At 33.2% G+C, this 25,845-nt stretch carries 26 protein-coding genes; 11 read left to right on the forward strand and 15 right to left on the reverse strand.

All coding sequences use genetic code 11. The features are described 5' to 3' along the window. The first annotated feature begins 12 nt into the window (after positions 1–12). Entirely contained in the window at positions 13–1,260 is a 1,248-nt protein-coding gene (gene odhB / locus BUB80_RS14040; RefSeq protein WP_054509196.1) for a 2-oxoglutarate dehydrogenase complex dihydrolipoyllysine-residue succinyltransferase, read from the forward strand. Between the two features lie 93 nt (positions 1,261–1,353). After that, entirely contained in the window at positions 1,354–1,728 is a 375-nt protein-coding gene (apaG, locus tag BUB80_RS14045) for a Co2+/Mg2+ efflux protein ApaG (protein ID WP_228433821.1), read from the forward strand. Between the two features lie 90 nt (positions 1,729–1,818). Here the strand turns inward: apaG and BUB80_RS14050 are convergent, their stop codons facing one another. From BUB80_RS14050 to BUB80_RS14060, 3 genes are all read right to left on the reverse strand, one after another. Continuing rightward, on the reverse strand, positions 1,819–2,373 hold the full coding sequence (locus BUB80_RS14050) for a 3'-5' exonuclease (RefSeq protein ID WP_073293890.1): 555 nt from the start codon (positions 2,371–2,373) through the stop codon (positions 1,819–1,821). A 103-nt stretch (positions 2,374–2,476) separates the two neighbouring features. Beyond that, positions 2,477–3,445: a glycosyltransferase family 2 protein gene (locus tag BUB80_RS14055; protein WP_073293891.1), complete on the reverse strand. Its 969-nt coding sequence runs from the start codon at positions 3,443–3,445 to the stop codon at positions 2,477–2,479. A 6-nt stretch (positions 3,446–3,451) separates the two neighbouring features. Continuing rightward, positions 3,452–4,336 (reverse strand): lysophospholipid acyltransferase family protein, encoded by an 885-nt coding sequence (locus BUB80_RS14060; protein WP_073293893.1) that lies wholly within the window; start codon positions 4,334–4,336, stop codon positions 3,452–3,454. 133 nt (positions 4,337–4,469) lie between these two features. Between BUB80_RS14060 and BUB80_RS14065 the strand changes: the two genes are divergently transcribed. Continuing rightward, positions 4,470–4,961, forward strand: coding sequence for a thioredoxin family protein (locus BUB80_RS14065; RefSeq protein WP_228433827.1), 492 nt, complete (start codon positions 4,470–4,472; stop codon positions 4,959–4,961). Positions 4,962–4,998: 37 nt separating this feature from the next. Here the strand turns inward: BUB80_RS14065 and BUB80_RS14070 are convergent, their stop codons facing one another. The 4 genes from BUB80_RS14070 to BUB80_RS14085 form a co-directional block, all read right to left on the reverse strand. Then, positions 4,999–6,360 carry an aldehyde dehydrogenase gene (locus tag BUB80_RS14070; protein ID WP_073293897.1) on the reverse strand — a complete coding sequence of 454 codons (1,362 nt, stop codon included), beginning with the start codon at positions 6,358–6,360 and terminating at the stop codon, positions 4,999–5,001. A 42-nt stretch (positions 6,361–6,402) separates the two neighbouring features. Next, positions 6,403–7,965, reverse strand: a complete 1,563-nt coding sequence (locus BUB80_RS14075) for an MFS transporter (RefSeq protein WP_139262697.1) — start codon at positions 7,963–7,965, stop codon at positions 6,403–6,405. A 240-nt stretch (positions 7,966–8,205) separates the two neighbouring features. Then, positions 8,206–9,252, reverse strand: coding sequence for an HlyD family secretion protein (locus BUB80_RS14080; protein WP_054509188.1), 1,047 nt, complete (start codon positions 9,250–9,252; stop codon positions 8,206–8,208). Between the two features lie 6 nt (positions 9,253–9,258). After that, a complete protein-coding gene (locus BUB80_RS14085) occupies positions 9,259–10,596 on the reverse strand; it encodes a TolC family protein (RefSeq protein ID WP_228433823.1) in 1,338 nt (445 codons plus the stop codon). Positions 10,597–10,670: 74 nt separating this feature from the next. Between BUB80_RS14085 and BUB80_RS14090 the strand changes: the two genes are divergently transcribed. Beyond that, the gene (locus BUB80_RS14090) at positions 10,671–11,537 is read left to right on the forward strand and encodes a helix-turn-helix domain-containing protein (protein ID WP_228433825.1); all 867 of its coding nucleotides are present in this window, start codon (positions 10,671–10,673) and stop codon (positions 11,535–11,537) included. 326 nt (positions 11,538–11,863) lie between these two features. On the opposite strand, the gene rplI is transcribed toward BUB80_RS14090, so the two are convergent. The 7 genes from rplI to BUB80_RS14125 all read right to left on the reverse strand — a co-directional run bounded on the left by rplI (position 11,864) and on the right by BUB80_RS14125 (position 17,819). Next, on the reverse strand, positions 11,864–12,385 hold the full coding sequence (gene rplI / locus BUB80_RS14095) for a 50S ribosomal protein L9 (RefSeq protein ID WP_073293905.1): 522 nt from the start codon (positions 12,383–12,385) through the stop codon (positions 11,864–11,866). A gap of 118 nt (positions 12,386–12,503) precedes the next feature. Then, positions 12,504–12,806 carry a 30S ribosomal protein S18 gene (gene rpsR / locus BUB80_RS14100; RefSeq protein WP_027382072.1) on the reverse strand — a complete coding sequence of 101 codons (303 nt, stop codon included), beginning with the start codon at positions 12,804–12,806 and terminating at the stop codon, positions 12,504–12,506. Positions 12,807–12,837: 31 nt separating this feature from the next. Beyond that, a complete protein-coding gene (gene rpsF, locus BUB80_RS14105; protein WP_066758064.1) occupies positions 12,838–13,179 on the reverse strand; it encodes a 30S ribosomal protein S6 in 342 nt (113 codons plus the stop codon). 274 nt (positions 13,180–13,453) lie between these two features. Continuing rightward, positions 13,454–14,809, reverse strand: coding sequence for a chloride channel protein (locus BUB80_RS14110; RefSeq protein ID WP_073293907.1), 1,356 nt, complete (start codon positions 14,807–14,809; stop codon positions 13,454–13,456). Positions 14,810–14,851: 42 nt separating this feature from the next. Beyond that, positions 14,852–15,478 (reverse strand): hypothetical protein, encoded by a 627-nt coding sequence (locus tag BUB80_RS14115; protein ID WP_073293909.1) that lies wholly within the window; start codon positions 15,476–15,478, stop codon positions 14,852–14,854. A 142-nt stretch (positions 15,479–15,620) separates the two neighbouring features. Continuing rightward, positions 15,621–16,928, reverse strand: coding sequence for a dihydrolipoamide acetyltransferase family protein (locus tag BUB80_RS14120; protein ID WP_073293911.1), 1,308 nt, complete (start codon positions 16,926–16,928; stop codon positions 15,621–15,623). Positions 16,929–16,991: 63 nt separating this feature from the next. Beyond that, complete coding sequence (locus BUB80_RS14125; protein ID WP_073293913.1) at positions 16,992–17,819, reverse strand: SAM hydrolase/SAM-dependent halogenase family protein; 828 nt, start codon at positions 17,817–17,819, stop codon at positions 16,992–16,994. Between the two features lie 409 nt (positions 17,820–18,228). Here BUB80_RS14125 and BUB80_RS14130 point away from each other — a divergent pair, with 409 nt between their 5' ends. From BUB80_RS14130 to BUB80_RS14150, 5 genes are all read left to right on the forward strand, one after another. Then, positions 18,229–19,185: a PhoH family protein gene (locus BUB80_RS14130; RefSeq protein ID WP_073293915.1), complete on the forward strand. Its 957-nt coding sequence runs from the start codon at positions 18,229–18,231 to the stop codon at positions 19,183–19,185. Between the two features lie 279 nt (positions 19,186–19,464). Continuing rightward, entirely contained in the window at positions 19,465–20,127 is a 663-nt protein-coding gene (locus BUB80_RS14135; protein WP_073293917.1) for a porin family protein, read from the forward strand. 147 nt (positions 20,128–20,274) lie between these two features. Beyond that, positions 20,275–20,784, forward strand: coding sequence for a hypothetical protein (locus BUB80_RS14140; RefSeq protein ID WP_073293919.1), 510 nt, complete (start codon positions 20,275–20,277; stop codon positions 20,782–20,784). Positions 20,785–20,994: 210 nt separating this feature from the next. Beyond that, a complete protein-coding gene (locus BUB80_RS14145; protein WP_073293921.1) occupies positions 20,995–21,651 on the forward strand; it encodes an outer membrane beta-barrel protein in 657 nt (218 codons plus the stop codon). Positions 21,652–21,738: 87 nt separating this feature from the next. Beyond that, positions 21,739–22,383 carry an outer membrane beta-barrel protein gene (locus tag BUB80_RS14150; protein WP_073293923.1) on the forward strand — a complete coding sequence of 215 codons (645 nt, stop codon included), beginning with the start codon at positions 21,739–21,741 and terminating at the stop codon, positions 22,381–22,383. Positions 22,384–22,462: 79 nt separating this feature from the next. Here BUB80_RS14150 and ffh read toward each other — a convergent pair whose 3' ends face one another. Beyond that, complete coding sequence (gene ffh / locus BUB80_RS14155; RefSeq protein WP_073293925.1) at positions 22,463–23,824, reverse strand: signal recognition particle protein; 1,362 nt, start codon at positions 23,822–23,824, stop codon at positions 22,463–22,465. Positions 23,825–24,450: 626 nt separating this feature from the next. On the opposite strand from ffh, the gene atpB reads away from it, so the two are divergent. Further along, the gene (gene atpB, locus BUB80_RS14165; RefSeq protein WP_073293929.1) at positions 24,451–25,551 is read left to right on the forward strand and encodes a F0F1 ATP synthase subunit A; all 1,101 of its coding nucleotides are present in this window, start codon (positions 24,451–24,453) and stop codon (positions 25,549–25,551) included. Between the two features lie 49 nt (positions 25,552–25,600). After that, entirely contained in the window at positions 25,601–25,795 is a 195-nt protein-coding gene (gene atpE / locus BUB80_RS14170) for an ATP synthase F0 subunit C (protein WP_002979108.1), read from the forward strand. Positions 25,796–25,845: the final 50 nt, after the last annotated feature.

Below are 25,845 nucleotides of genomic sequence, written 5' to 3' on the forward strand. Positions count from 1 at the left end.
AAAATACTCAATATGTCAATTTTAGAAATGAAAGTTCCTTCACCGGGCGAATCAATTACAGAAGTTGAAATTGCAACTTGGCTTGTAAACGATGGTGATTATGTAGAAAAAGATCAACCTATCGCTGAAGTAGACTCAGACAAAGCAACGCTTGAATTACCTGCAGAACAAAGTGGAATTATTACTTTAAAAGCTGAAGAAGGTGATGTAGTACAAGTAGGTCAGGTAGTTTGTTTAATTGATATGGATGCTGCTAAGCCAGAAGGTGCTGCGCCGGCTGCTCCAAAACAAGAAGAGGCTCCTAAAGCTGCTGAACCAGCTAAAACAGAAGCTCCAAAACCAGCTGCACCAGTTGCTGCACCTCAAACGTATGCTTCTGGAGCTCCATCTCCTGCTGCTAAGAAAATTCTTGATGAAAAGGGTATTGATGCATCACAAGTTGCTGGACAAGGTAGAGACGGAAGAATCACTAAAACTGACGCCGAATTGGCTGCTGTTCCTGCAATGGGAGGAAATTCATTAACAGCTACAGGTTCTAGAGCTTCAACAACAACTAAACTTTCTGTTCTTAGAAGAAAGATCGCTTCAAGATTAGTTTCTGTGAAGAATGAAACAGCAATGTTAACTACTTTCAATGAAGTTGACATGTCTGAAATCTTTAGACTAAGAAAGCAATATAAAGAAGAATTTGCTCAAAAACACGGAGTAGGACTTGGTTTCATGTCTTTCTTTACTAAAGCGGTTACAAGAGCGTTAAAATTATATCCTGATGTAAATGCATCAATTGACGGAGATTTCAAAATTAACTATGATTTCTGCGATATTTCAATTGCTGTTTCAGGTCCTAAAGGATTAATGGTTCCGGTATTAAGAAATGCTGAAAACATGTCTTTCAAAGGAGTAGAAGCTAACATTAAAGATCTAGCTGTTAAAGTAAGAGACGGGAAAATCACTGTTGATGAAATGACTGGTGGTACATTCACTATTACAAATGGTGGTACTTTCGGATCTATGTTATCTACACCAATTATCAACCCACCTCAATCTGCAATCTTAGGAATGCACAACATTATTCAAAGACCGGTTGCGGTTGACGGACAAGTAGTAATTCGTCCAATGATGTATGTTGCGATGTCTTATGACCACAGAATTATTGACGGAAAAGAGTCTGTAGGATTCTTGGTAGCAGTAAAAGAAGGTATCGACAACCCTGTTGAAATATTAATGGGAGGTGACGAAAGAAGAGGTTTAGAATTATAATTACAAATAATTTAATATAATCTTATAATCTCGCCTTAAAAAAGGCGAGATTTTTGTATATATTTAGCAAATACAAAAATGATGTTCTCAAAAATGACTTCAAATATCAAAGTTTCAGTAATACCTGAATATGATAGTAAAAACAGTTATCCATCTGAAAACCGTTATGTTTTCAAATACAGCATAACGATAGAAAACGACGGAGGTTTTCCTATAAAAATTCTTAAAAGAAAATGGTTAATTTTTGACGTAGGATTTGGATATACAGAGATTACAGGCGATGGTGTAATAGGATTGACACCGGAGATTCCTGTAGGTGAAAATTTCGCTTACTTTTCAAACGTAATGTTACGTTCCGGAGTAGGTAATATGAGTGGAAAATACTTAGTAAAGAATTTGGATACTCAGGAAAGTTTTGAGATTGATATTCCTAAATTTAGTCTACTTTCTGAAGTTTTAAGTAATTAATTTTGAATATGCTTAATAAGAAAGATCGAGAATAATAGCTTAAATTAAAACATTATTGTATGCGAGATTTGAGCTGTTTTTTTATTCAAGTTAAAGCTTTTTAATCTTCAGTTTCATATAATCCGAAACTTCTTCGTTGCTAGTGATGAATAACTTCTCAAAGGCTAGTAAAGATATTTTTGCACATACTTCTGCATCCGCACCTGCTCTATGGTGTTTAAACTTTATTTGATGATATTCGGCTAGATGTTTTAATCCGTATTTAGGGAGGTAATTCCAAGACTTCTTTGCCAGCTGAATACTACATAAATAGTCAATTTTAGGAGTAAATATTCCATAGTGATTCAGGCATGCTCTTAAAACCCCTGCATCAAAACTCGCGTTATGAGCAATCATTAATGTTCCGTACATCATATCTTGGATCTCATACCAAATCTCATCAAAAGTAGGAGAGTCTTTAACATCTTCCGGTAAAATTCCGTGAACATCAATGTTATATTGACTGAAATAAGGAAAGCTAGGAGGTTTTATCAACCATGTCTTCGTTTCAATAATTTTAGAATCTTCTACAACACAGATTCCTACTTCGCAAGCTGAGCTTCTGTCATTAGTGGCTGTTTCGAAATCTATTGCGCAAAAATCCATTTAAAAAAGATGTAGATTAAGTGTTTGAATTAAAAGTTTAATGTATGAATTTATTTTAAATTTCGAATAGAGCTAAACTCGAAAAATTTATTATAAGTTTAGCTTAGAGAAAATGTTTAAAAATCAACCATTTAGATTGATAGAAATTATCCTTTTGATATTTTTGACGAAGTTTCCAGGTTCCGGGAAGTTGTGCATAGAAGCCAAAGTGCGCTCTTACAACAGCCCAAAGATGGGGGAATCCGTGTTTAAAACCAAAATAAATTCCTGCAATTCCATCTAAACAAAGTCTGAAGAATATCAATCCTATTAATTTAGGAAAAGGCAAGTTTTTCAACATCATAGAAAGATTATTTCTAATGTTTAAATAGGTCTTTTGGGCGCTTTGCTTATTTAAAGTTCCGCCTCCAACATGATATACGGTAGATTTTCCTGTGTAAAATATTTTCTTTCCGGAATTAATTAATCTCCAACAAAGATCAATCTCTTCCTGGTGAGCGAAAAATCTTTCATCAAAACCTTTCTGCTCCCAAAAATCTTTGGAACGGATGAAAAAACAACATCCTGAAGCCCAAAAAATTTCAGTCTCATCGTTGTATTGGCCCTTATCTTCTTCTAAATCGTCAAATACTCTGCCTCTGCAATAAGGATAGCCAAGATTGTCGATTAAACCACCTGCAGCGCCTGCAAATTCAAAGAACTTTTTATTGGTAAAAGATAATATTTTAGGTTGAATTGCTGATATTTCAGAATTTTTTTCAAATAATTCCAACACAGGCTCTATCCAATTTTCAGTAACTTCAACATCTGAATTGAGTAAGCAATAATATTCAGCTTCAATTTCTTTCAGACCTTCATTATAACCTCCTGCAAAACCAAAATTCTTCTTATTTTTAATGATTTTAACTGAAGAAAAATAGGTCTTTACGTAATCTATAGAATCATCTGTTGAAAGATTGTCGATGACATAAATATCTGCATTTTGAGAAAACTGAACAACACTTGGTAGAAATTTTTCAAGCCAATTTTTACCATTCCAGTTTAATATGGCAACTGCTAACTTTTTCGACATAGATATCTATATTTTTTCAGAATCAAAATTTTTGATAGAGTCTTGGTATTTCCATTTTCTGTGTGACCAAAGGTAATTGTCTGGTCTTTTGCGTAAAGTGTTTTCCAATAATTTGTGGAATTTTTTCACCACCTCATGCTCAACGAACTTTTCTCCATCAGGATAAATTCTGTGATAATTTACCTGATAAAAGCTACGTTTTACCTTCTTCATTTCACAGTAAATGATGGCAAGATCCATTCTGGTCGCCAGCTTATCATAACCTACAAAAACGGGTGTTCTTTGGTTGAGAAATTCTAATCCGTAGTTTACATGCGAAGAATGTGGCGTTTGATCTGCAACAAACATATAGATAGAATCTCCGTCATTTTTATTTCTGAAAATATTAAGAATGACTTCATTAGCTTCTAAAGCTTCATTCCCGAATTTATTTCGGACTTTTTTCATTTGATTTTCCCAAAAATCACTGTTTACCTTTCTGTACACAGGATGACAATGGTTTTGAGGGACGATTTTGGCTAAAGCATTAATCCATTCCCAATTAAAAACATGTCCGGCAAGCAGAATTATATTTTTTCCTTCTTTTTGAGCCTCGTGAAATACATCCTGATTGATATGCTGCATCCTCACTCTTGCCTCCGTTTCTGAAATACTGAATGATTTTACGGTTTCTACCAGATAATCAGAAAAATTAAGATAGAATTTTTTTCTAATTTCTTTAATTTCTTCATCTGTTTTTTCAGGAAAAGAATTATATAAATTTTGGGTAATTACTTTTTTTCGATAGCCAACGATATAATAATTTAGAAAGAATATTACATCTGAGAATATGTATAATATTTTCAGTGGAAGTTTAGAAATTAAGTAAAGTATTTTAATAAGGAAATTCATAAAGAATGCAAATTTAGTGATAAAAAAATTATAGTTTCATTTTTGCTGATAATAAGTAATTATTTTTTACTTTTATACTATGAAAAAGAGATCAATAAAATATTTTGCGGCTTTATGTTTGGCATTTGGATCTATGGCGTATGCACAGACGGAAAAAGTGAAAGAAGATGCTGCAGTATTAGAACAAAAGAAAAAATTAGCAACAGAGGAGAAAGCAAAATTGCCTAAACCTTATAATCCAAAAGCAGATGCGCAAAAAGATATTAATGCTGTAATTGCTAAGGCTAAGAAGGAAAATAAAAATATTATTATTCAGGCAGGAGGTAATTGGTGTATCTGGTGTCTTCGTTTCAATCAGTTTGTACAGACAACTCCTGAATTAAAGGAGATTGTTGACAAAAACTATGTATATTATCATTTGAATTTTTCTCCGGATAATGAAAATAAAAAAGTCTTTGCCAAATATGTTAATACTAAAGAAAGACAAGGATATCCGTTTTTTATTGTGCTAGATAAAAATGGTAAAAAAATACATATTCAGCAGAGTGATGTTTTAGAGCATGAAAAAGGATACAGCTTAGAAAAAGTAAAAGAGTTTTTCGACAAATGGGCTCCAAAATCATAAAAATTAAAACCGAGAAATTTTCTCGGTTTTTTTGTTTTTATAAAAACTTTTTAATCCAACCGAATTTTTTCTCGGAATAAGGTGGATATTTAATATTGGGTTCTCCCCAAGTTGCTTTTTCCAGAACAGATTTTTGATGTGAAAAGGTTTCAAAACCAAACTTTCCGTGATAATTTCCCATTCCTGAAGTTCCAACACCTCCAAAAGGAAGATTGTCATTGCCTAAATGCATCACAACATCATTAATACAGCCTCCGCCAAAAGAAAGCTTTTGAGTGAAAGCTTCTTTCTCTTCAGAATTATTGGTGAATAAGTAGGCTGAAAGTGGTTTTTCAAGTTCTATTAGATAATTCAATGTTTGATTGAAGCTTTTAAACGAGATTACAGGCAAAATAGGCCCGAAAATCTCCTCCTGCATAACGTTATCTTCCCAATGTACATTGTTTAAAATTGTAGGTTCGATGTATAATTTTTCTTCATTGTAATTTCCACCGAAGTATATTTTTTCTTTATCGATTAATTGAATTAATCGCTGAAAATTCTTTTGATTAATAATTCTGGTGTATTGCTCAGAACCGGGTTCATATTCAAACGCTTTAATTTGATTTCTAAGCATTTCAATAAACTGTTCATGAATAGATTCTTCCACCAATAAATAATCAGGAGCAACGCAGGTTTGTCCGGCATTTAGAAATTTACCCCAAACAATTCGCTTGGCTGCAACTTCAAGATTAGCATCTTTAGTTATAATGGCAGGTGATTTTCCACCTAATTCTAAGGTTACCAGAGTTAAATGTTCGGCCGCCGCTTGGTAAACAATTTTCCCAACTTTGGTACTTCCGGTGAAAAATATTTTATCGAATTTCAGTTTTAATAGTTCTGTCGTTTCCTCAATTCCTCCTTCAAAAACATATAAATATTCGGGAGGAAAATTTTCATTGATGATTTTAGACATTGCTTTCATGGTGTTTTCAGCAATTTCACTTGGCTTCAAAATACAGCAGTTTCCTGCAGCCAAAGCAGCAATAATAGGTGAGAGGGATAATTGATAAGGATAGTTCCAGGCACCGATCACTAAAACACAGCCTAGCGGATCTGAGTAAATCTTGCTATTCCCAATTTGGTTAGATAGATTGGTTCTTACTTTTTTAGGTTTCGCTAAGGCATTTAAATTTTTAAGATAATAATTGATATCCTTTAAAATAAAAGAAATTTCAGTGGTAAACGTATCAAATTTAGATTTACCAAAATCTTTGTAAATAGCTTCATTTAAAAGATTTTCGTTTTCAAGAATAAGATCTCTTAATTTTTCAAGATACATTTTCCTGAATTTTAGATTCTTTGTTTTCTGTGTATTGAAAAACTCTTTTTGTTTTGATACGATTTCCTGAATTTCCATAAATCAAATTTCAGGAATTATTGCAAATCTTCTGCCTAAAAATTACATTATATTTCGAATGGCAATTTTTACAGGATGATACAGTAATAAAAGCAAAGCGGTAATGAATGCTAACCAAAATAATCCTGTGAATATTTCCATGTTCGAAAGTAGCATAGACTGAGCAGCAATTTTTGCTTTAAAAGCACCTGCCGTCATTGATAATGAATCATTAATGGGTAGTTTGGCAATGTTGGCTCCAAAGATTTGGCTCCATTGCGAATAGAAAACAGGGTTGGTATCTGTTAACTGAGAACTTAGGGTATCTGAATGTTTTAAGGTTAAGAATAACATTAAATTCTGCATTAAAGCATATCCAATTGCGGTTGTCCAGAAACGGGTAGAGGTACCCAAAGCGGTGGCATTGGAAACATATTCTTCAGGCATTCCCGAAATTAAGAAAAATACCAAAGGCGTAAATAATAAGCCTTGTGCGATTCCCTGTAAAAATAGTGGCGGACAAATTGTTGACAGTGTAGTATCTGGATAAAAAGTATAGGTAAACCAAGCACAATCTATCGCCAACAATAGAAATCCCGTGAAGAATACAATTCTTGAAGAAACGCCTTTCATTAAACAAATTCCGGATAAAAATACGCCTATAACGGTTCCTAAAACATTCCAGTATTGAATGTCGACAATATAATCCCAAGGCCATTTCCAAACGGTTGCCATGATGCTGTAGACATTATTTAATCCAGAACGAATTAAATAAAATATAAAAAATAAAAGCATTCCGACGATTACATTCTTTGAACTGAAAACTTCAAAGTGGAAAATCGGACGTTTAGAATTTCTCTGTTTTAGCATGAATAAGCCGCCTGAAATTAAAAATACGAACAGACATAAAATAATGGTATCAGATTCAAACCACATGAGTCTTTTTCCATAAACAATAGCGTATGCTCCAGCCTGTAGGCAAATCCAAAGGAGAAACCAACTTGTAATATCTAATTGATATAAAGGCTTTTTAGGAAAGAATCTATTTCTGTTGAAAAGTGCAATCCCGATAATTAAAACAAAAATATGAAAGTAAAGAATCATTAAAATCATATGCTGAAAATCATAATCCTGGATGCTTGATTTTAGTAAAGATGTGGTAACCGTTCCACCCGTTAACATGATGGTATACATGAAAAGATAGGTGATAATTTTGGCATGTTTAGTCTTTAATTCAGCAATAATTAAAGGGAGAAATATAGCACCTTCCATTAGTCCGAAAATTCCTTCTAAGAATCTGATGACTAAAATAACATGATAATCATTCGTAACGGATAAAATATAGAGAATGATGACTGAAATGGAAGACATCAAGAGAATGTAGTATTTCACACTAAAATAGGCCATAAACCGTTGCAATACCAACATGGTTACAACAAATGTTCCATACATCATCATTAATAAATACTGAATATCATCAGGATCTACATCCATAAAAGAGGACGTAAAAGCACTGTTGGAATGCAGTATTGATAGTAACATCAAGTGCGGAAACAATGCCAGTATAAGAAGTGGCAGTTTCAACCATTGCGGAACCCATTTATAATAAACTGAATTGTGTTGCATTTTTTTTTTGAATAAAAACGAAAAGGCTGAAAAGCAAAATGTAAAATAAGTAAAAGGTAAAATGGCAAAAATGCGTAAGAAAAAAATTAGCAATTTTGCGGCTTTGCAGTCCGGCCTTTTCGTCGAAAAATAAGTAAACTGATTAATTTTAAATTTGAGAATGAGGGAATTTGAAAACTTACATCTTTACATAACATCTAACTACTACATAAAACTTTCAAACCCTCATATTCTCAAACTTTATATTTTCTTTGCACTCACCAGAACATTCATTCCGGAAAGTAATTTTTCGTTATTCTGATTATTATCAAGAATAATTTTCACTGGAAATCTCTGTTCTATTTTAACGAAGTTTCCCGTTGCATTATCTGGTTTTACTAAAGAAAACTGAGAACCCGAAGCAGGTGAAATTGATACAATTTTTCCTTTAAATTCAACATCAGGAAAAGCATCTGCAGTAATTGTAATTTCTTGTTTTTGATCAATTTGTCCCAACTGAGTTTCTTTATAATTAGCAATAATCCATTTTTCTTTGCTTACAATCTGAACTAAGGCTTGACCCTCTTTGATTAACTGACCTTCTTGAATTGTTTTCTTTCCAACCCAACCATCATAAGGCGCTGTAACTACTGTGTAGGAAAGGAAAAGTTGAGCATTATTCAAGCTTGCAGAACTTTGTTGGATCTGGCTTTTCGCCGGAGCAACTTTAGTTTCCTGTTCGTTTGCACTTGCTTTTACAGCATTTTTTTGCTGTTCTAATGCTAAAAGATTGGCTTTTGCCTGGTCATATGAAGCTTTTACATTTTCAAACTGTTGTTCAGTAGCGGCATCTTCTGAAACCAGGTTTCTATATCTCTTAAAATCTTGTTCCGTTCTCCAAATATCAATTTTTGCAGAGGCGATTTTAGCATCAATGATTTTGGTGTCACTTTCTTTTGTGTTTACCCCACTTTGGATGGTGGTAATGTTTTCAGAATTGGCGTGAAGATTGGCTTCTGCCATTTTCACTTGGTTTACAAATTCTCTGTTATCAATGATGATTAAAGTATCTCCTTTATGAACGAATTGGTTTTCGTTGAATTTTATTGTTTTAATGAAACCTGAAACTTTACTGGAAACAGGCGTAATATATTGTTCGATCTGCGCGTCGTTTGTAGTAACATTTTTTCTCGAAAAAAGATAGAAACTTAGCATTCCCGTGATTCCGCTGATAATAAGGATCCAGGCCAATAAAGTGATCGTTTTATTGATTCTTTTTTCTTTTTGTGTTAATTGCTTCTGTGCCATAGTTTTTTACAGGTTACCAATCGTATATTGGAGTTGGTAATATTTAAGTTGTCGGTTTATTTTTACGGATATAAGATTAGATTGTGCTTCCAGATTAGCGTTGTCTGCATCAATAAGTTCAGTAATTAAGCTTAATTTATTGATATATTTTGTTCTTACAATACGGTAGTTTTCTTTCGCTTGATCAATAGCTTCTTCAGCAATTTTCATTTTTTGATCGGTTTCTTCAAACTTTTTATACGCTTCATAGACATTGTGTCTTACGTTTTCATCATTCTCTTCGATTTGAAGTTTCGCTAAACTTATATTTTCTTTTGCTTCCTGCATTTTGTATTTATTTTTATACAAACTTTCAATAGGATAGGTAAGATTCACCCCAATCATTCCCAAGCGGTAAGCATAAGGCTCAGGAGGGAAAAACATCATATTCGGATATTTTAAAAAATATTCTCCGCCTGCTGTTATTTTAGGTAAATAATTCGCTCTTGTTATTTTTTGATCCAGTTGTTTTAATGAAAGGTTTTTGTGTGTCATTTCAACAGATTCGTTTTTGGTTAAAGCAGTTTCTGTTAATTCATCTACATATGGAATTTCAGCTTTATCAGAAATTAGATCTTCTGTATTAACATGCATTTCCTGATTTTCCGGAAGGGAAAGAATTGTTTTTAATTTATGTTCTGCGATTTGAATATCATTATCTAATTCCGTCCAGCTCATTTTGTGATTAGAAAGTTGTAGAGAGGTTCTCAATACTTCATTCACTGTTACGACGCCGTTTGCTTTTAAAGCTTTTACCTGTTTGATATTCACAGAATCTTCTTTCATTTTATCATTAATCAAACTTTGCTGTTCTTTTAAATGATGGATCTGAAGAAAAGCAGTGATAATTTCCATCGTAAGCTGTCTCTCATCGAGATGCGTTTTTAAACTTGAAATTTCGGTATCAATGGATGCTTTTTTCTCGGTATTTTTAATTTTTCCTCCCATGTAAACGGGAATCGAAGCTGAAAGCGTGAAATCATACATTCCATTAATAATATCATATTTAGTGGCTTTTCCGAATACGCCATTCTCATGTTGAAAAAGATTGGAAACCTGAGTATAGCTTGTATGAAATTCAATGTCCGGTAATTTTTCCATTTTGAGATCTTTCTCTTTGGTTTCGGACATTTGTTGTTTTAAATGGCTTATCTGAATATTTTTATTGTTCTTTAGACCCAATTCAACAGCTTGTTGTAGGCTGAGGGATTGATAGTCTATCATTTGTGAGTGTAGAAAGCTGCTTATCAATAATAAGCACAACGCAATGCCTTGATATCTACATGCGTTAAATATCATTTTCATAATTTAATTGAAGGTTTTTTGATAAATTGATTTTGATAGTGCAAAGTTACGGGGTAGAGCACTAGACCTGATTTGTGAAAACAGAAAAAGATTTGTTCATTTACGCCAATGTGAGATTTTCTTCTTACCTTTATTGTATGAATGATAGTCATTTTGGAGCTGTAGAAGAAGAAGATGCCGAATTTTATGTATTTAATGTACTTGCAGGAAGTATAACAACGGATGTTCATTATCACGGATCTGCACAATTAGTCTATGCAGAGGGCGGTATTGTGCATGTTTTTACAGATTTAAAACATTGGTATCTTCCTGCAAGATGCTTTATGTGGATTCCCGCCGGAACTCCACATTATATCTTTAGTTCAAGTCCGAAAGTAGATTTATATAATTTTTATTTTAAAAAAGAAGAAAATGAAAATGGCTTTTTTGATGAAATTAATGTGTATTCGGTAAGTCATTTGCTTCGGGAGATGATTTTATATACAAAAGACTGGGATGGGAAAATCACAAAAAATGACAGTTCGAAATATTATTTCCTCAAAGCGCTGAAAAGTATTCTTCCTGAAAAGAGAGACAAAAATTTAGCATTTCCGGTGCAGCATCCTTTTCCAAAAGATGAAACCTTGTTGAAGATTGCTAAATATATTCATGCTAACCTTGAAAAACCTCTTACGATTGAATCTACTGCCAAAGAATTCGGTATGAGTACAAGAACCCTGTCCAGAAAGTTTAAAGAGATTTTAGGGATGAATTACGTTCGTTTTCTGCGTGCTTTAAGAATCACCCGTTCCTTAGAGTTGATGTTGGAAGGAAAGTATAATATGTACGAGATTGCGATGATGGTTGGCTATAACAGCTTGTCTTCTTTCAGCAATATTTTTAAAAAGGTAATTGGGGTTGCGCCGAGTGAATATCAGCAGAAATTAAAGGGGAATAGGTGAGTGGGAGAGTTGGAGTGTTGGAGTGTATGAGGATTTTAGTGTCATCGCGAAGAGTGTAGCGACAAAGCAGTTTTTACTGTAAAAAATATTAGCTCAATGATTGGACTTTTACGAAGTTTGTCATTCTGGAAGAATCTCAACAATAATTTTTACCATTTGGTCTCTACAAAAAGAGTCTAGATTCCTGCGGAATGACAAAGAGGGTGGTGAAGTTGTGACATCGAGTTTTTTTTGAGATTGCTTCGTCGCTACGCTCCTCGCAATGACATAAAAAAAACCACTTCAAACGAAGTGGTTTATATATTTGAGAAAATCTCTTTAGAATCTTAAGCTTCTTCAGAAGGAGTTTCTTCTACAGCAACTACTTTCTTAGGAGCAGCTGGTTTAGGAGCTTCTACTGGAGCGTCAGATACGATGTCGAATTCGAAGTTGTACTCAACATTTCTATGTAATCTGATGTTAGCAGTTACTTTACCAGTTCTCTTAATAGTGTTTCCTGGGATTTTGATGTATTTCTTCTCTACAGAAACTCCAGCTTTAGCAAGAGCAGCAGAAAGATCTGCATTGTTGATAGATCCGAATAATTTATCACCAGAACCTACTTTTGCAGGAATGATAACTATAGTTTTCTTCAATTGATCTACTACACCGTTAGCTGTAGCGATTAATTTAGCTTCTTCTTCTTTTCTAGCTTCCAAAGTAGCTTCTAGAGCTGCTTTGTTTTTAGGTGTAGCTAAAAGTGCAATTCCCTGAGGAAGTAAGAAGTTTCTAGCATAACCTGGTTTTACGCTTACTGTATCGAATTCAAGACCTAAGTTTTCTACGTCTTTTTTTAGGATAATGTCCATTGTTGTTGTCCTTTTTTAGATTTTAGATCACTCTAAAATCAAGTTAGAATTAAAATTATTTATTCAGCAACAAAAGAAGAAAGCAAGCTCTCTTCTTTTATTTATTTTTTGTTGTGGCTTATTTCAACAAGTCAGCTACGTAAGGCATCAAAGCAAGGTGTCTTGCTCTTTTGATAGCAGCAGAAACTTTTCTTTGGTATTTCAAAGAAGTTCCAGTGTATCTTCTTGGTAAGATTTTACCTTGTTCGTTTACAAACTGTAATAAGAAATCAGCATCTTTGTAATCAACGTGCTTAATTCCGAATTTTTTGAATCTACAATATTTCTTTTCAGATTTTGTATTGATATCAAGGGGAGTTAAGAATTTTACTTCTGATTCTCCTCCAGCTGAGGCTTGTTTAGCCATATCATCTATTGCCATGTCTTGTCTTTTTTAAAAAATTGGGTTAATATTAAGCCTTAGCTGTCTTTACTTTAGTTCTTCTAGTGATAGCGTACTCTACAGCATGCTTGTCTAGTTTTGTAGTAAGGTAACGAATTACTCTTTCGTCACGTTTGAATGCTAATTCTAAGTCAGCAACTACAGTACCTTCACCTTTAAATTCAATTAAAGTGTAAAATCCGTTCTTTTTTAATTGGATCGGATAAGCTAATTTTTTTAGTCCCCAGTTTTCTTTGGCAACGATTTCGCAGTTCTTTTCTTTGATAAGATCTTCGAATTTTTTCACTGCTTCCTCCACCTGAGCATCAGATAGAACGGGAGTTAAAATGAAAACAGTTTCGTAATTGTTCATAATGTTAAATGAATTTGTTAATTATTTCGAGGTGCAAAATTATGTATTTTATTTCTAATACACAATATATGGCTTAATTATTTATGAAAAAAAAGTGAATTCTAGAAGGTTAATTATCAATCGTGAATAGTGATTTTTTTGAAAATTAATATATAATCGAATCTATTTATTGAAAAATCCAGAATTGTATTTATTTTTCACACTAAAACACTAAAACACTAAAACACTAAAACACTAAAACACTAAAACACTAAAACACTAAAACACTAAAACACTAATCCTCCTTATTTCTAATCTCCGTCAAGAAATTCGCTTTTATAACATCATACAATGAATGTCTGCTTACTAGAATGGAAGCAATAGAAGAAATCATTCCCGCTAACATCAGATGAAAAATCAGAGAATGTCTGTCGGTCATTTCAAGAACAATAATGGCTGATGTAAACGGGGCACGTGTGATTCCTGTAAGGAAGGCAACCATTCCTCCTAAAATAACTACGTTGCTTTCGTTTGGCGTTAAATGTATTGCTCCTGAAATTACAGATCCGATACTTGCTCCTGCAGTTAAAGCGGGTGCGAAAATTCCACCTGCACCGCCAGAAGTGAAAGATAGGGCAGGACCTAACATTCTTAAAATGGGAACATACCAATCTTCATGTTTATTCTGTGTGAAAAGTACACGCTGCATAATTTCTTTTCCTGAGCCTAGAATTTCTCTATTAATAAAATAGGCTATTGAAGCTATAAAAAGTGCGCATACAATAAGGAAAGCAACATTTGATCTGTCGGTTTTCAATTTTCTTTTTTTCCAGTCATTCATTTTAAGCATGGTTACGGAAAGCTGACTCGCCATAATTCCTGAAATTCCCGCCACTAAAATAATCGGAAACATCACCATTAAAGAAACATCATGCGTTTTAGGATAGCCTAGATATAAATAAGATCCAGCAAAGGTCTGAGCTGTTAATCCTGCGATGATAACTGCGGTGAAAAGAGCTGTTTTAAAGTAATTAATATGCGTTTTTGAGAGTTCTTCAACGGCAAATACAATTCCGCCAAGCGGAGTGTTGAAGGCGGCTGCAAGACCTGCTGCTGCGCCTGTCATGATCATGTTTTTCTTGGATATTTTGGGCCACCAATGGGGAAGATATTCGTTGACCTTTCTAAAAACTGAACCTGCGATCTGGATTGTTGGTCCTTCTCTACCCACAGCGCCTCCGCCGATCACTAATATAACAGAGGAAAGGATTTTAAAAAAGATAATTTTAAGACTTAAAAGACTTCTTATTTTGGTGTGTTCTTTTGGATTGGCTAATTCAACAGCGGCCATTACTTGAGGTATTCCGCTTCCTTTGGCATTAGGCGCAAATTCTTTCACCAGCCACCAGGAAAGTACAAAGCCAATTGGAGCAATGATGAAGATCATCCAGTCATGCCAATGAAGAATGATTTCCAATAGTTTTTCTCCCCAAGCGAAAATTTTAGCATACATTACAGCGACAAAACCTGTAATTACAGATCCAATCCAAAAAGGAATCGCCTGAAGCAGGTTGTACTTCAGTTGTTCGTTTCGAATATTGTCGAAGGATTTTTTGAGACTTCTTCGAATGAGGGTGAAAATTTTCAACATTTGTTAAATTTGAGATGCTAAAATACGTTAAAAATGCGAAATTTATATTTGTTTGAGAAAATTCGAGATTATTAAAGCATTATTTAAGGTAAGTTTTTTCGGGATGGCAAAACTTAAAATATCGTTTTTAATTTCCAGATGAAAATCTTCGTCCGGAAAGCTTTTGATAATTTCTTTTCTTGTAGGATTTAAAAATTCCATTGTTTTATATTTATCACTTCCCAGCACATAAAAATCTTTAAAGTCTCGATCATCTTTAAAATTGATGTTGAAACTACTAAAAATTCCTGCGATTTTATCTGCAAATTTTTTCTTATTGATTGAGATGAAATTAAAGTCCTCATCTAATTTTTTAAACCCTAAACATTGTAAAGTATCAAATTTATTGTTTGTACGAGCTCCTTTTACGGTTGTCTCTATTTTGTTGATTATAAAAAGATAAAAACCGGTTGTATTGTTTTTATTAGTGATATAATAACAGATTTTGGGTATGATTAAAGGGTTTTCACTTTTAGAAATGAATTGATTATAGGGAGAATCTTCAATGTTAATCACAGAAATAGAATAGCTTTCAATTAGCTTGTCATAAATTTCAAAAATTAACTTTTCCTCCTCTTTAGAAAAATCAAAAAGTTTAATGACGTCTAATTTTCTAAAATCAAGTTCCATTTTTTTTTAATATTAGGTAAGCCTAAATTAAGCAATAAAAAAACCTCCGAAAAATAAATTTCGAAGGTTTGTATGTGAATGTTTCAATAAGCTCAACATGATAATTGTATCATTTATGACTTATCAATAATCATGTATTGATTTATACTTCCGTATTCATATCCCAGTTCTGAAGATAATCATGAACATGTTTCAAGAACATACCTCCAAGAGAACCGTCTACCACTCTGTGGTCATATGAGTGAGACATAAACATTAACTGACGGATCGCAATTACGTCACCATCTTTAGTTTCAAGAACTGCAGGTTTTTTAACGATTGCTCCGATTGCTAAAATAGCTACCTGAGGCTGAGGAATAATAGGTGTTCCCATTAAGTTTCCAAAGCTTCCTACGTTAGAAATAGTATAGGTTGCCCCTTGAGTATCTTCAGGTCTTAATTTTTTATTTCTTGCTCTGTAAGCTAAGTCATTGATTGCTTTTGCTAACCCTGAAAGAGATAATTGATCTGCATTTTTAATAACAGGAACGATAAGGTTTCCGTCTGGAAGGGCAGTAGCCATACCAATATTGATATTTTTCTTCTTGATGATATTCTCACCATTTACAGAAACATTAATCATAGGGTAGTCCTGAATCGCTTTTACGATTGCTTTTACGAAAATTGGCATGAAAGTTAATTTCTCTCCTTCACGTTTTTCGAAAATATCTTTATGTTTGTTTCTCCATTTTACAACGTTGGTAACGTCTGTTTCAATGAAAGAGGTAACGTGTGGTGCAATATGTTTCGCTTTAACCATGTTTTCAGCGATGATTTTTCTCATTCTGTCCATAGGAATGATCTCGTCACCTGCAGCAACCGGAACCGTAGAGGCCGGAGCTGATACTGGTTTAGCTACTACAACTGCTGGCTGAGCCGGAGCAGCTTGAGGTTGATTTCCTCTGTTAGCTACATGCGCTAAAATATCTTCTTTAGTAATTCTTCCTTCTAAACCGCTTCCTTTGATGGTTTTAAGTTCAGTTTCAGAAATATTTTCTTGTTGAGCAATAGATTTTACAAGAGGTGATAAATAAAGATCTCCTGAGAATTCTACATGTGAAGTAGCGGTAGGTTGTAAAGCACCTTCAATTGTTTTTAATGTTTCAGTATCTGGAGCTGAAGTTGGAGCCTCCGTTTTTACTTCTTCTGACGATGTAGTTCCGCCTTCTCCTTCAATTTCTAAAATAGCAATGGCTTCACCTACTTTGGCAACTTCGTCTTTTTGCTTTAAGATTTTTACAATTTTCCCCGAAACTGGTGTCGGAACGTCTGAATCTACCTTATCTGTTGCAATTTCTACTACGGAATCATCCTCTTTTACACTATCACCTTCATTGAATAACCAAGTGATAATTGTCGCTTCCATAACACCTTCTCCCATGGAAGGAAGCAATAATTTGTATTCTGCCATTTTTAATTTTTAGATTTTGACAAATATATAAAAAAAATCGGTTTTTTTATGGAATGTATAATTTTAGAAAAATTCAATGTAAATATTTTCTCCAACATTTAATCCAAACAAAGATTTTGCCCCGTTTTTTTTGCTGCCTTTATAGATCGTAAGTTCCAAAAGCTGACTGTCATTGAAAATTGCAGCAGACTGACCATGGTACTCCGTCTCTCTTTCCCAATCGGAAACCACTTCCGTATGGCTTAAAAAGATTTTTGAAAGGCTTAGATTTCTGAACTTTATCGTGAAATTTTGAGCTCCTTTACTGGCAACTTCAAAAATTTCTTTGTTGATATTTGAAATTATATTTCCGAAATTATCAATATACATCACTTCACCAATGATCATTCTTTCCGACTCATTATGAACGGGTTTCGGGAATAAAAGTTCTTTTACGGAATCTATTTTTCTGCCGATAACTTCTGGAAGACCACCGTTAGCTAAATGCACCGCTGCAGGAACAAAAATGTCTGTTGATGTAAAGCTTACGATGTCATCAAATCTGCTGTTTAGCGTGATTTCATAAATTGCTTCGGGCTTAATATCGAAGAAAATAAGACTTAAAAGTCCATTATCAGCGGCCAAAAAATATGATCCGTCCGACTTGTACACAATATTTTTTCTTGATTTATGAAAAAAACTGTCTACGGATAAAATATGAATGCTGCCTTTAGGAAAATATTTGTGAGCATTCCTAAAGATATATGAAGTTTGTATAAGGTTGAACGCCTGGATGTCGTGGGTAATATCAACAATATTAACCTTCGAGTTTAGAGACAGAATCTTGCCTTTCATAGCAGCAACTCTGTAGTCTAAATTTCCGAAATCCGAAGTAAGGGTAATGATTGACATTTTGTATTTGTAGAATGATAGTATTGCAAATTTATTTAAAATAAAGGAATTAAGTAGGATTTAAATCCTTAAAAATATCCTAAAAATGGCAGGAATAGAAGATTATTATTTCTTAATATATTGAATTAAAGGTGAATGTAATAGCTTTTAAACTTTGTGTAATTTAAACAAAATGATTTAAAATTTACCTTTTAACATAATACACTTTGTTTTTGTATACATATTTGTAAACTTACGAAGAATTTATTTTAGTTCATTTTTATTAGAATGAAAAAGATAATGATTTAATATTGTTTTACTTAGATAGCAGTGTTTGTTACATGATGATTAAAATCACAATTAAGGGGGAAAAGATGAAGTTGTATTTGAAAAAAAACTCTAAATTTAGATTCTAATAAAAAATATTTGCATGTTTGAATTAACATTTGATTTGGAAGGTATTGATGCAAAGATCTTCTATGGCGTTCATAACCAATATTTCAATTTAATAAAATCTAGCTTTCCGACACTTAAAATTACGGGAAGGGATCATTATATTTTTGCAATGGGTAACCAGGAAACTTTAGATGTTTTTAAACTAAAACTGGACGATATTGTAAGATTTATTTCTAAGAATAATTCTATAGAATTAAAAGATGTTGAAAACATTCTTAAAATAAAAGACGAGAATGAAAAGCAATTGATTTTTGATCATGATATTATTGTAAAAGGAGTAAATGGTAAAATAATTAAAGCTAAAACGGCTAATCTTAAAAAATTAGTAAAAGAAACTGAGAAAAAAGATATGGTTTTTGCTATTGGTCCTGCGGGAACAGGTAAAACCTATACAAGTGTAGCTTTAGCAGCCAGAGCATTAAGAGATAAAGAGGTTAAAAGAATTGTTTTAACAAGACCGGCTGTAGAAGCAGGGGAGAGTTTAGGCTTTTTGCCGGGAGATCTTAAAGAAAAGTTAGATCCCTATTTGCAGCCATTATATGATGCACTTCGAGATATGATCCCACATGAAAAACTGGAAGGTTTTATTGAAAAGAAGGTTATTGAGGTCGCTCCTTTGGCTTTTATGAGAGGAAGAACGTTAGATGATGCTTTTGTTATTTTAGATGAAGCTCAAAATACCACTCATTCTCAAATGAAAATGTTTTTAACCAGAATGGGGATGAACGCTAAGTTTATCATTACAGGAGACCCAACCCAGATAGATTTACCTCCAAAGCAGCAATCTGGTTTGAAAGAAGCAATGAGAATTCTTAAAGATGTAAAGGAAATAGGTTTTGTATATCTTACTGATGAAGATGTTGTAAGACATCCGGTAGTAAGGAAGATTATTTTAGCTTACAATGAAGAAGATAAGAGATTAAAAGATTAATTTTTTAATCATATAAAATACCTTGAGAATATTTATTAGAATATACTTAGGTGATTTATCATATTACGAAAAAAGACCAAGGAGTTGCTTTTAATGAATAAAAAGCAACTCCTTGTATTTTGAAGCGTTGTTAATGTTGAAAAATAGGGTTATGGTTATGGAAATTACAATGAGTTTGTTCGTTAATAAGTGATTGATAAAAATATTTTTTTTGTTAAAATTTGTTAATTGAGAAAAAAATATTAGTTTTGCGGCATCTTAAAATTTAAACTAATAAGTATGAAAAAATTATTACTAGTTGCAGTGTTAGCTGTTATGGGAATTTCTGCAAATGCACAAGAACTTAGATTTGGACCTAAAGCAGGTTATTCAATGTCTACTCTTAAATATAAAGATAATTCAGGTTCTGCAAGTACAGATCCACTACATACTTTCTATGTTGGAGGTTTGGTAGAATATAAAATCAGTGATAAATTTGGTGTTCAAGGAGAGATATTGTATTCTCAACTAGGAGGTAAAATAACTGAAAGTGTTGAAGATGAAGATGGTTTTTTCAAAATTCAAAATAAAATGACTTTCGGTACTTTAATGGTTCCTGTTTCTGCTAAATATTTTATTACTGAAGGTTTATCTGTTTCTGCAGGTGCTAGCTTCGGATATATTCTTTCTGCAAAATCTAAAACAGTTGGTGATCTTGGTTTGGGAGGTATTGTTCCTGGATTAGAAATTGGTGGTAGTGACGAAAGTGATATCAAAGATCAAACAAATAAATTGAACATTGCGCCTTTCGTTGGTGCTGAATATATGTTGGAAAACGGATTATTCTTTGATGCTAGATATAACATGGGTATCTCTAACTTAGCTAAAGATCCTATGGATGGAGAAAAAACAACTAACAGTTTCTTACAAATAGGTGTAGGTTTCAAATTTGGAGGGAACTAATATTTCCAAATAGTTAAAAAATATAAAAGGCAAAACAGGTTTACTTGTTTTGCCTTTTTCTTTATAATGAAGAATGTGGTAAACGACTTCAATTAAAAAAAAGAAAATAATTAGTAGTTTTGCATGAAGTAATTTAAAATTATTAAAATGAAAAAACTATTGTTATTAGGAGCTTTTGCCCTTTTAGGAGGTGCTGCACAGGCTCAGGAAGGATTTAGACTAGGTGGTCATGTTGGTGCTCCACTGGGTGATGCTTCAGATGCTGCAAGTGTTACGATAGGTGTTGATGCTGCTTATATGTGGAATATCACCAAAGGTCTAGACATTGGTGTTACTACAGGATATTCTCACTTTTTTGGGAAGGATCATGTAGATGATTTTGGTTTTATTCCTATTGCGGCTTCTGGAAAATATAAATTTGCTAAAATTCCTCTTTTCGTAGGATTAGATTTAGGAGCAGCGATTTCTACTAAAGATTATATCAATAGTGGCTTGTATATTGCGCCGCGAGTGGGTTATCAAATGAAAAGAACAGAATTGTATTTAGGCTTCCAAAATATCAGCAGCAAATATAAAAACCATGACCATTATTGGTTTGGTGATGACAAATTTAACTTTGGAGCTGTTAACTTTGGTGTTAACTTCTTCTTAAAGTAATATATTTAAATAGAACCTTTTTAAGACTCCGATTGCAGAATTGGAGTTTTTTTATGAAAAACATTGCTGAAAAAATGCAAACAAGTGTTTAGTGTATTTTATATCTAAAATTGGCAATTTTTAGGAATGATATTAATCACATTAACAAATTTTAATATTCGTGGTGCCCGCTGTAAATTTGCCCTCAGAAAGTATTAAAATTTTTATAAAATGAAAAAATTATTATTAGCGGGTGCTGTTGCACTTTTCGGTTTATCTAATGCTCAAATTGCAAAAGGAACTACATATTTATCAGGATCAGTTGGTTATTCTCAAGAAGAAAGCAACAATGGTGATCTTAAAAAAGAAAACTTCAACGTATTACCTACAGTTGGATATTTCGTAGGAACAAACTTAGCAGTTGGTCTTGGAATTGGTTACCAAACTGAAAAAAATACAGCAACTACTACTACAACTTTATTTAACACTACAGTTGTAAACGAGAATGTAACTAAAAAGCCAGCTTTTGTTGTTGCTCCTTTCGTAAGAAAATACTGGAATTTATCTGAAAAATTATTTGTTTTCGGACAATTAGCAGTACCAATGCAGTTTGGAAAAACTGAAGTAGAAAGCAGCTCTGTTGCTACTACAGGAAACTCAGTAGTTACAAACTCTACTTCTACTGAAGCTAAATACACTAAAATTGGTGTTACTGTTAAGCCAGGTTTGGATTATTTCTTAAACAAGAACTGGTCTATTGAAGCTACAATCGGTGAATTCGGTTACAGTAACTTCAAACCAAAAGATGGTGATGCAACAAATAACTATAACTTTGGATTGAACTTATCTTCAGTAACTTTCGGAGTTAAATATGTTTTCGCTAAATAATTAACGAAGCATTCAAAAAATAAAGTCCTAAGATATATTTCTTAGGGCTTTTTCTCTATAATAAAACTTTAATTTAAATTAATAAACATGAAAAAATTATTAGTAGCTGGCGCAGTTGCACTTTTCAGCTTATCAAATGCTCAAATGACTAAAGGTGACTGGGTAGTAAGTGGGAACACAGGATTAGGTTTCAATACAACAAGCTCTACCGTAAAGGCTAACGGAAAGTCTGAAGACGGACCTAAAATTTCTAAATTTTCTATCACTCCATCTGTTGGATATTTCGTAATCGACGGATTGGCTGTAGGAATTGATCTTGGATTTGACAGCGAAACAAATAAGTATGAAGGGGATAAGAGAACTTATACTAGGTTTTCTGTAATGCCAACGGCAACTTATTATTTCAATACTGGTGGTAAATTTTTTCCTTTCGTAGGAGCGGGTATTGGATATGCTACAAGCAAAACAAAATACAACTTCTCAAATTCAATTGTTGATCCAATACTTTTTGATGCAAACACAAAAGAAGATGGTTTAACTTGGAAAGCTAAAGCTGGGGTAACTTATATGGCTACGCAGTCTTTAGGAATCAACTTAGGTCTTGGTTTTGACCAATTCTATACTAAGAATACTTACTATAACACAGAAGTTAAAACAACAAGAAATAACTTTGGTGTAAATGTAGGTTTCTCTTATTTCATTAAAGCTAAAGCTCAAAAATCTGATAAATAATCGATTTATTTTAGATTAAAAATAAAAAATCCGACTCAGTTTTGAGTCGGATTTTACTTTTATATATTGTTTCAATATTTTATTTTCCCATCATACCGCCCATTCCAGGCATATTAGGCATTTTGCTCATCATCTGCATCATCTGCTTTCCTTGAGGTCCTTGCATCATCTTCATCATTTTACCCATTTGATCAAATTGCTTCATCAATTGGTTTACATCTTCAATTTTTCTTCCTGCACCTCTTGCAATTCTCTGCTTTCTTTGGGAGTTAATGATAGAAGGTCTTCTTCTTTCATCCGGAGTCATAGAATGAATAATTGCTTCAATATGTTTGAATGCATCATCGCTGATCTCAACATCTTTAATGGCTTTTCCAACTCCCGGGATCATTCCCATCAAGTCTTTCATATTACCCATTTTTTTGATTTGATTGATTTGCTTTAAGAAATCATCAAAACCAAATTCATTTTTAGCAATTTTTTTATGAAGCTTTTTAGCTTCTTCCTCGTCAAACTGCTCCTGAGCTCTTTCTACTAGGGAAACAACGTCCCCCATTCCTAAGATTCTGTCGGCCATCCTTTCTGGGTAGAAAAGATCTAAAGCTTCCATTTTTTCTCCAGTAGAGATAAACTTAATTGGTTTTTCTACAACAGAACGAATTGTCAATGCAGCACCACCTCGTGTATCACCATCTAATTTCGTTAAAACAACCCCGTCAAAATTTAAAGCATCGTTGAACGCTTTAGCTGTATTTACAGCATCCTGACCAGTCATAGAGTCAACTACAAATAGAGTTTCGCTAGGCTTGATGAAATAATGAACAGATTTAATCTCGTTCATCATCTGCTCATCAATCGCCAAACGACCTGCAGTATCCACAATAACAACATCGTGACCATTTGATTTTGCGAAAGCAATTGCATTTTCAGCAATGGTAGATGGATTGGTAGAACCTTCTTCAGTGAAAACGGGAACACCAATTTGTCCACCTAAAACTTTCAACTGCTCAATAGCAGCCGGACGATAAACGTCACATGCTACCAATAAAGGTTTTTTATTTTTTTTCGTTTTTAAATAACTCGCTAATTTTCCTGAGAAAGTAGTTTTCCCGGAACCTTGAAGACCAGCGATAAGAATAACAGATGGTTTTCCTGAAAGGTTAATTCCTTCCTGAGAACCCCCCATTAGTTCTACTAGCTCGTCATGAACGATTTTTGTCATCAATTGTCCTGGAGTAAGAGACGTAAGAACGTTTTGTCCTAAAGCTTTATCCTGAACTCTTTTCGTAAGGTCTTTTGCAACTTTATAATTAACATCGGCATCTACCAATGCTCTACGAATCTCTTTTACGGTTTCCGCAACATTGATTTCTGTAATTTTTCCACGTCCGGAAATATTTTGAAGCGCCTTGTCTAATTTATCCTGTAAACTATTAAACATATTTATTTGTAAATTATAGGTTGCAAAAATAAGGAATTTTTGGTAGATGTAAAGTATAGAACACGTAATATTATATATAAGGATAAAATCATGTGGTTAAAGGCTGTTATATTATAATTAAAAATCTTATTTTTGCGCAAAATAGAAATACGTATCGGTTTATACAGCCTCTATAAACTGTAAATAAATTTTATAATGAAACTTAATCCTAATATTCTAGTTGTACTAGTATTCTTTTTAACTTTTTTAATTCATTTTTCTTTATGGAAATTTGTTTACCATTTAGATGAACTCATTATTATTAAATTTTATCTTTTCTTAAGTGTAATGTTTACAATGATGATTACTTTAATTATTTTAATTAATAGAGTAGCACCGGAATTTTTAGGCTTATCAGTAATAGGATTGATCCTTTTAAAATTCGGATTAATGTACCTTATAAGGAAGAAATTGAATTTTGAAGTGATTCCTGGGTACAAATTCCATTTTATAATACCATATTTTGTCCTGACAACGCTGCTTACGTATTATGCGATTAAGCTTATTAATCATGACAAAAAACAGTAAAATTATTTATTGAAAATAGAAAAAAAACTCTATTTTTGCACAACGAAAAAAACCTATCAATGTTAAAGAAATTTGCAGTTTTATTCTACAGTATTTTTGTATTAAGTTTAGTGTCTGCGCAACATGGCGAGACGAATGCTGTAGCTGCTCCAACTCAAGAGTTGTCAGAAAAAGACAAAGTAAGTAAAGAAAACAGAGAGTACATCAATCATCACTTGTTGGATGCTCACGATTTTACATTGATGGTTGACAAAGACGGTCACCACCTTGGTTTTCCACTTCCTGTTATTTTTTATGATAACGGTTTCCACTCTTTCATGAGTAATAGTAAAGAAGGATTCATCCACGGTAAGCCTACTGAAGTTGATGGTTCACATTATGTATTACATCACGAAAAAATCTACAAAACAGATGCAACTGGAAAACTAGATTTAGATAAGGATGGTTATCCTACTAATGAAAAACCATTAGATCTTTCAATTACAAAGAGTGTTCTTATCCTTATAGTAGTATCAATCTTTATGCTAGTTTTATTCGCAGGAATGGCTAAGTCATATAAGAAGTCAGTTGTTCCTACAGGAGCTGCTAGATTCTTCGAGCCATTGATTATCTTTGTAAGAGACGAAGTTGCTATTCCAAACATCGGACATAAGTATAAAAGATTCATGGGATACTTATTAACAGTGTTCTTCTTTATATTATTCTTAAACGTATTAGGATTAATGCCTTTCGGGATTAATGTTACAGGTAATATTACAATGACATTCTTCTTGGCTATCCTTACGTATCTAATTACTACATTCTCTGCGAATAAAGATTATTGGAAACACATCTTCTGGATGCCGGGAGTTCCTGTACCAATGAAATTGATCATGTTACCAATTGAATTATTGGGAACAATAACTAAGCCTTTCGCATTGATGATTCGTCTTTTTGCAAACATGACCGCAGGACACATTGTAGTAATGAGTTTGATCGGATTGATCTATGTATTTAAGAATTTTGCAGCAGGTGTTGCATTCCCATTCTTAACATTAGTAATCTATTTATTGGAAGTATTAGTAGCTTTCTTACAGGCTTATATCTTTACAATGCTATCAGCTTTGTTTATCGGAATGGCTGTACAAGAGCATGAGCATGAACACCATGCTGCTCACTAATAAAAGAGTTAAATAAAATAGTAAAACAAATTTTTTAAAATTATATATTATGGAAATTCCTAAAATTGTAGGTGCTGGTATCGTTGTATTAGGTGTTGGTATTGGTCTTGGTAAAATCGGAGCTGCTGCTCTAGAAGCTATCGCTAGACAACCAGAACAATCTGGAAAAATTCAAACAGCTATGCTTATCGCTGCTGCACTTGTTGAAGGTGTTGCGTTTGCTGCTCTTTTCGCGGTAAACTAATTAAAATTAAACCATTACCCGTAACGGTTGGTTACAGGTAATGGTTATTT

The sequence above is a fragment of the Chryseobacterium polytrichastri genome (assembly GCF_900142445.1).
Taxonomy (GTDB): Bacteria; Bacteroidota; Bacteroidia; order Flavobacteriales; family Weeksellaceae; genus Chryseobacterium; species Chryseobacterium polytrichastri.

Bases quoted from the DNA above. Each gene is read 5' to 3' on its own strand.
- BUB80_RS14060 (WP_073293893.1), bottom strand. From the start codon at position 4,336: ATGAATTTCCTTATTAAAATACTTTACTTAATTTCTAAACTTCCACTG.
- BUB80_RS14145 (WP_073293921.1), top strand. From the start codon at position 20,995: ATGAAAAAATTATTATTAGCGGGTGCTGTTGCACTTTTCGGTTTATCT.
- BUB80_RS14130 (WP_073293915.1), top strand. From the start codon at position 18,229: ATGTTTGAATTAACATTTGATTTGGAAGGTATTGATGCAAAGATCTTC.
- BUB80_RS14115 (WP_073293909.1), bottom strand. From the start codon at position 15,478: ATGGAACTTGATTTTAGAAAATTAGACGTCATTAAACTTTTTGATTTT.
- odhB (WP_054509196.1), top strand. From the start codon at position 13: ATGTCAATTTTAGAAATGAAAGTTCCTTCACCGGGCGAATCAATTACA.
- BUB80_RS14140 (WP_073293919.1), top strand. From the start codon at position 20,275: ATGAAAAAACTATTGTTATTAGGAGCTTTTGCCCTTTTAGGAGGTGCT.
- rpsF (WP_066758064.1), bottom strand. From the start codon at position 13,179: ATGAACAATTACGAAACTGTTTTCATTTTAACTCCCGTTCTATCTGAT.
- rpsR (WP_027382072.1), bottom strand. From the start codon at position 12,806: ATGGCAATAGATGATATGGCTAAACAAGCCTCAGCTGGAGGAGAATCA.
- BUB80_RS14150 (WP_073293923.1), top strand. From the start codon at position 21,739: ATGAAAAAATTATTAGTAGCTGGCGCAGTTGCACTTTTCAGCTTATCA.
- rplI (WP_073293905.1), bottom strand. From the start codon at position 12,385: ATGGACATTATCCTAAAAAAAGACGTAGAAAACTTAGGTCTTGAATTC.
- apaG (WP_228433821.1), top strand. From the start codon at position 1,354: ATGACTTCAAATATCAAAGTTTCAGTAATACCTGAATATGATAGTAAA.
- BUB80_RS14085 (WP_228433823.1), bottom strand. From the start codon at position 10,596: ATGAAAATGATATTTAACGCATGTAGATATCAAGGCATTGCGTTGTGC.
- BUB80_RS14065 (WP_228433827.1), top strand. From the start codon at position 4,470: ATGGCGTATGCACAGACGGAAAAAGTGAAAGAAGATGCTGCAGTATTA.
- BUB80_RS14125 (WP_073293913.1), bottom strand. From the start codon at position 17,819: ATGTCAATCATTACCCTTACTTCGGATTTCGGAAATTTAGACTACAGA.
- ffh (WP_073293925.1), bottom strand. From the start codon at position 23,824: ATGTTTAATAGTTTACAGGATAAATTAGACAAGGCGCTTCAAAATATT.
- atpB (WP_073293929.1), top strand. From the start codon at position 24,451: ATGTTAAAGAAATTTGCAGTTTTATTCTACAGTATTTTTGTATTAAGT.
- BUB80_RS14055 (WP_073293891.1), bottom strand. From the start codon at position 3,445: ATGTCGAAAAAGTTAGCAGTTGCCATATTAAACTGGAATGGTAAAAAT.
- atpE (WP_002979108.1), top strand. From the start codon at position 25,601: ATGGAAATTCCTAAAATTGTAGGTGCTGGTATCGTTGTATTAGGTGTT.
- BUB80_RS14110 (WP_073293907.1), bottom strand. From the start codon at position 14,809: ATGTTGAAAATTTTCACCCTCATTCGAAGAAGTCTCAAAAAATCCTTC.
- BUB80_RS14075 (WP_139262697.1), bottom strand. From the start codon at position 7,965: ATGCAACACAATTCAGTTTATTATAAATGGGTTCCGCAATGGTTGAAA.
- BUB80_RS14050 (WP_073293890.1), bottom strand. From the start codon at position 2,373: ATGGATTTTTGCGCAATAGATTTCGAAACAGCCACTAATGACAGAAGC.
- BUB80_RS14070 (WP_073293897.1), bottom strand. From the start codon at position 6,360: ATGGAAATTCAGGAAATCGTATCAAAACAAAAAGAGTTTTTCAATACA.
- BUB80_RS14135 (WP_073293917.1), top strand. From the start codon at position 19,465: ATGAAAAAATTATTACTAGTTGCAGTGTTAGCTGTTATGGGAATTTCT.
- BUB80_RS14120 (WP_073293911.1), bottom strand. From the start codon at position 16,928: ATGGCAGAATACAAATTATTGCTTCCTTCCATGGGAGAAGGTGTTATG.
- BUB80_RS14080 (WP_054509188.1), bottom strand. From the start codon at position 9,252: ATGGCACAGAAGCAATTAACACAAAAAGAAAAAAGAATCAATAAAACG.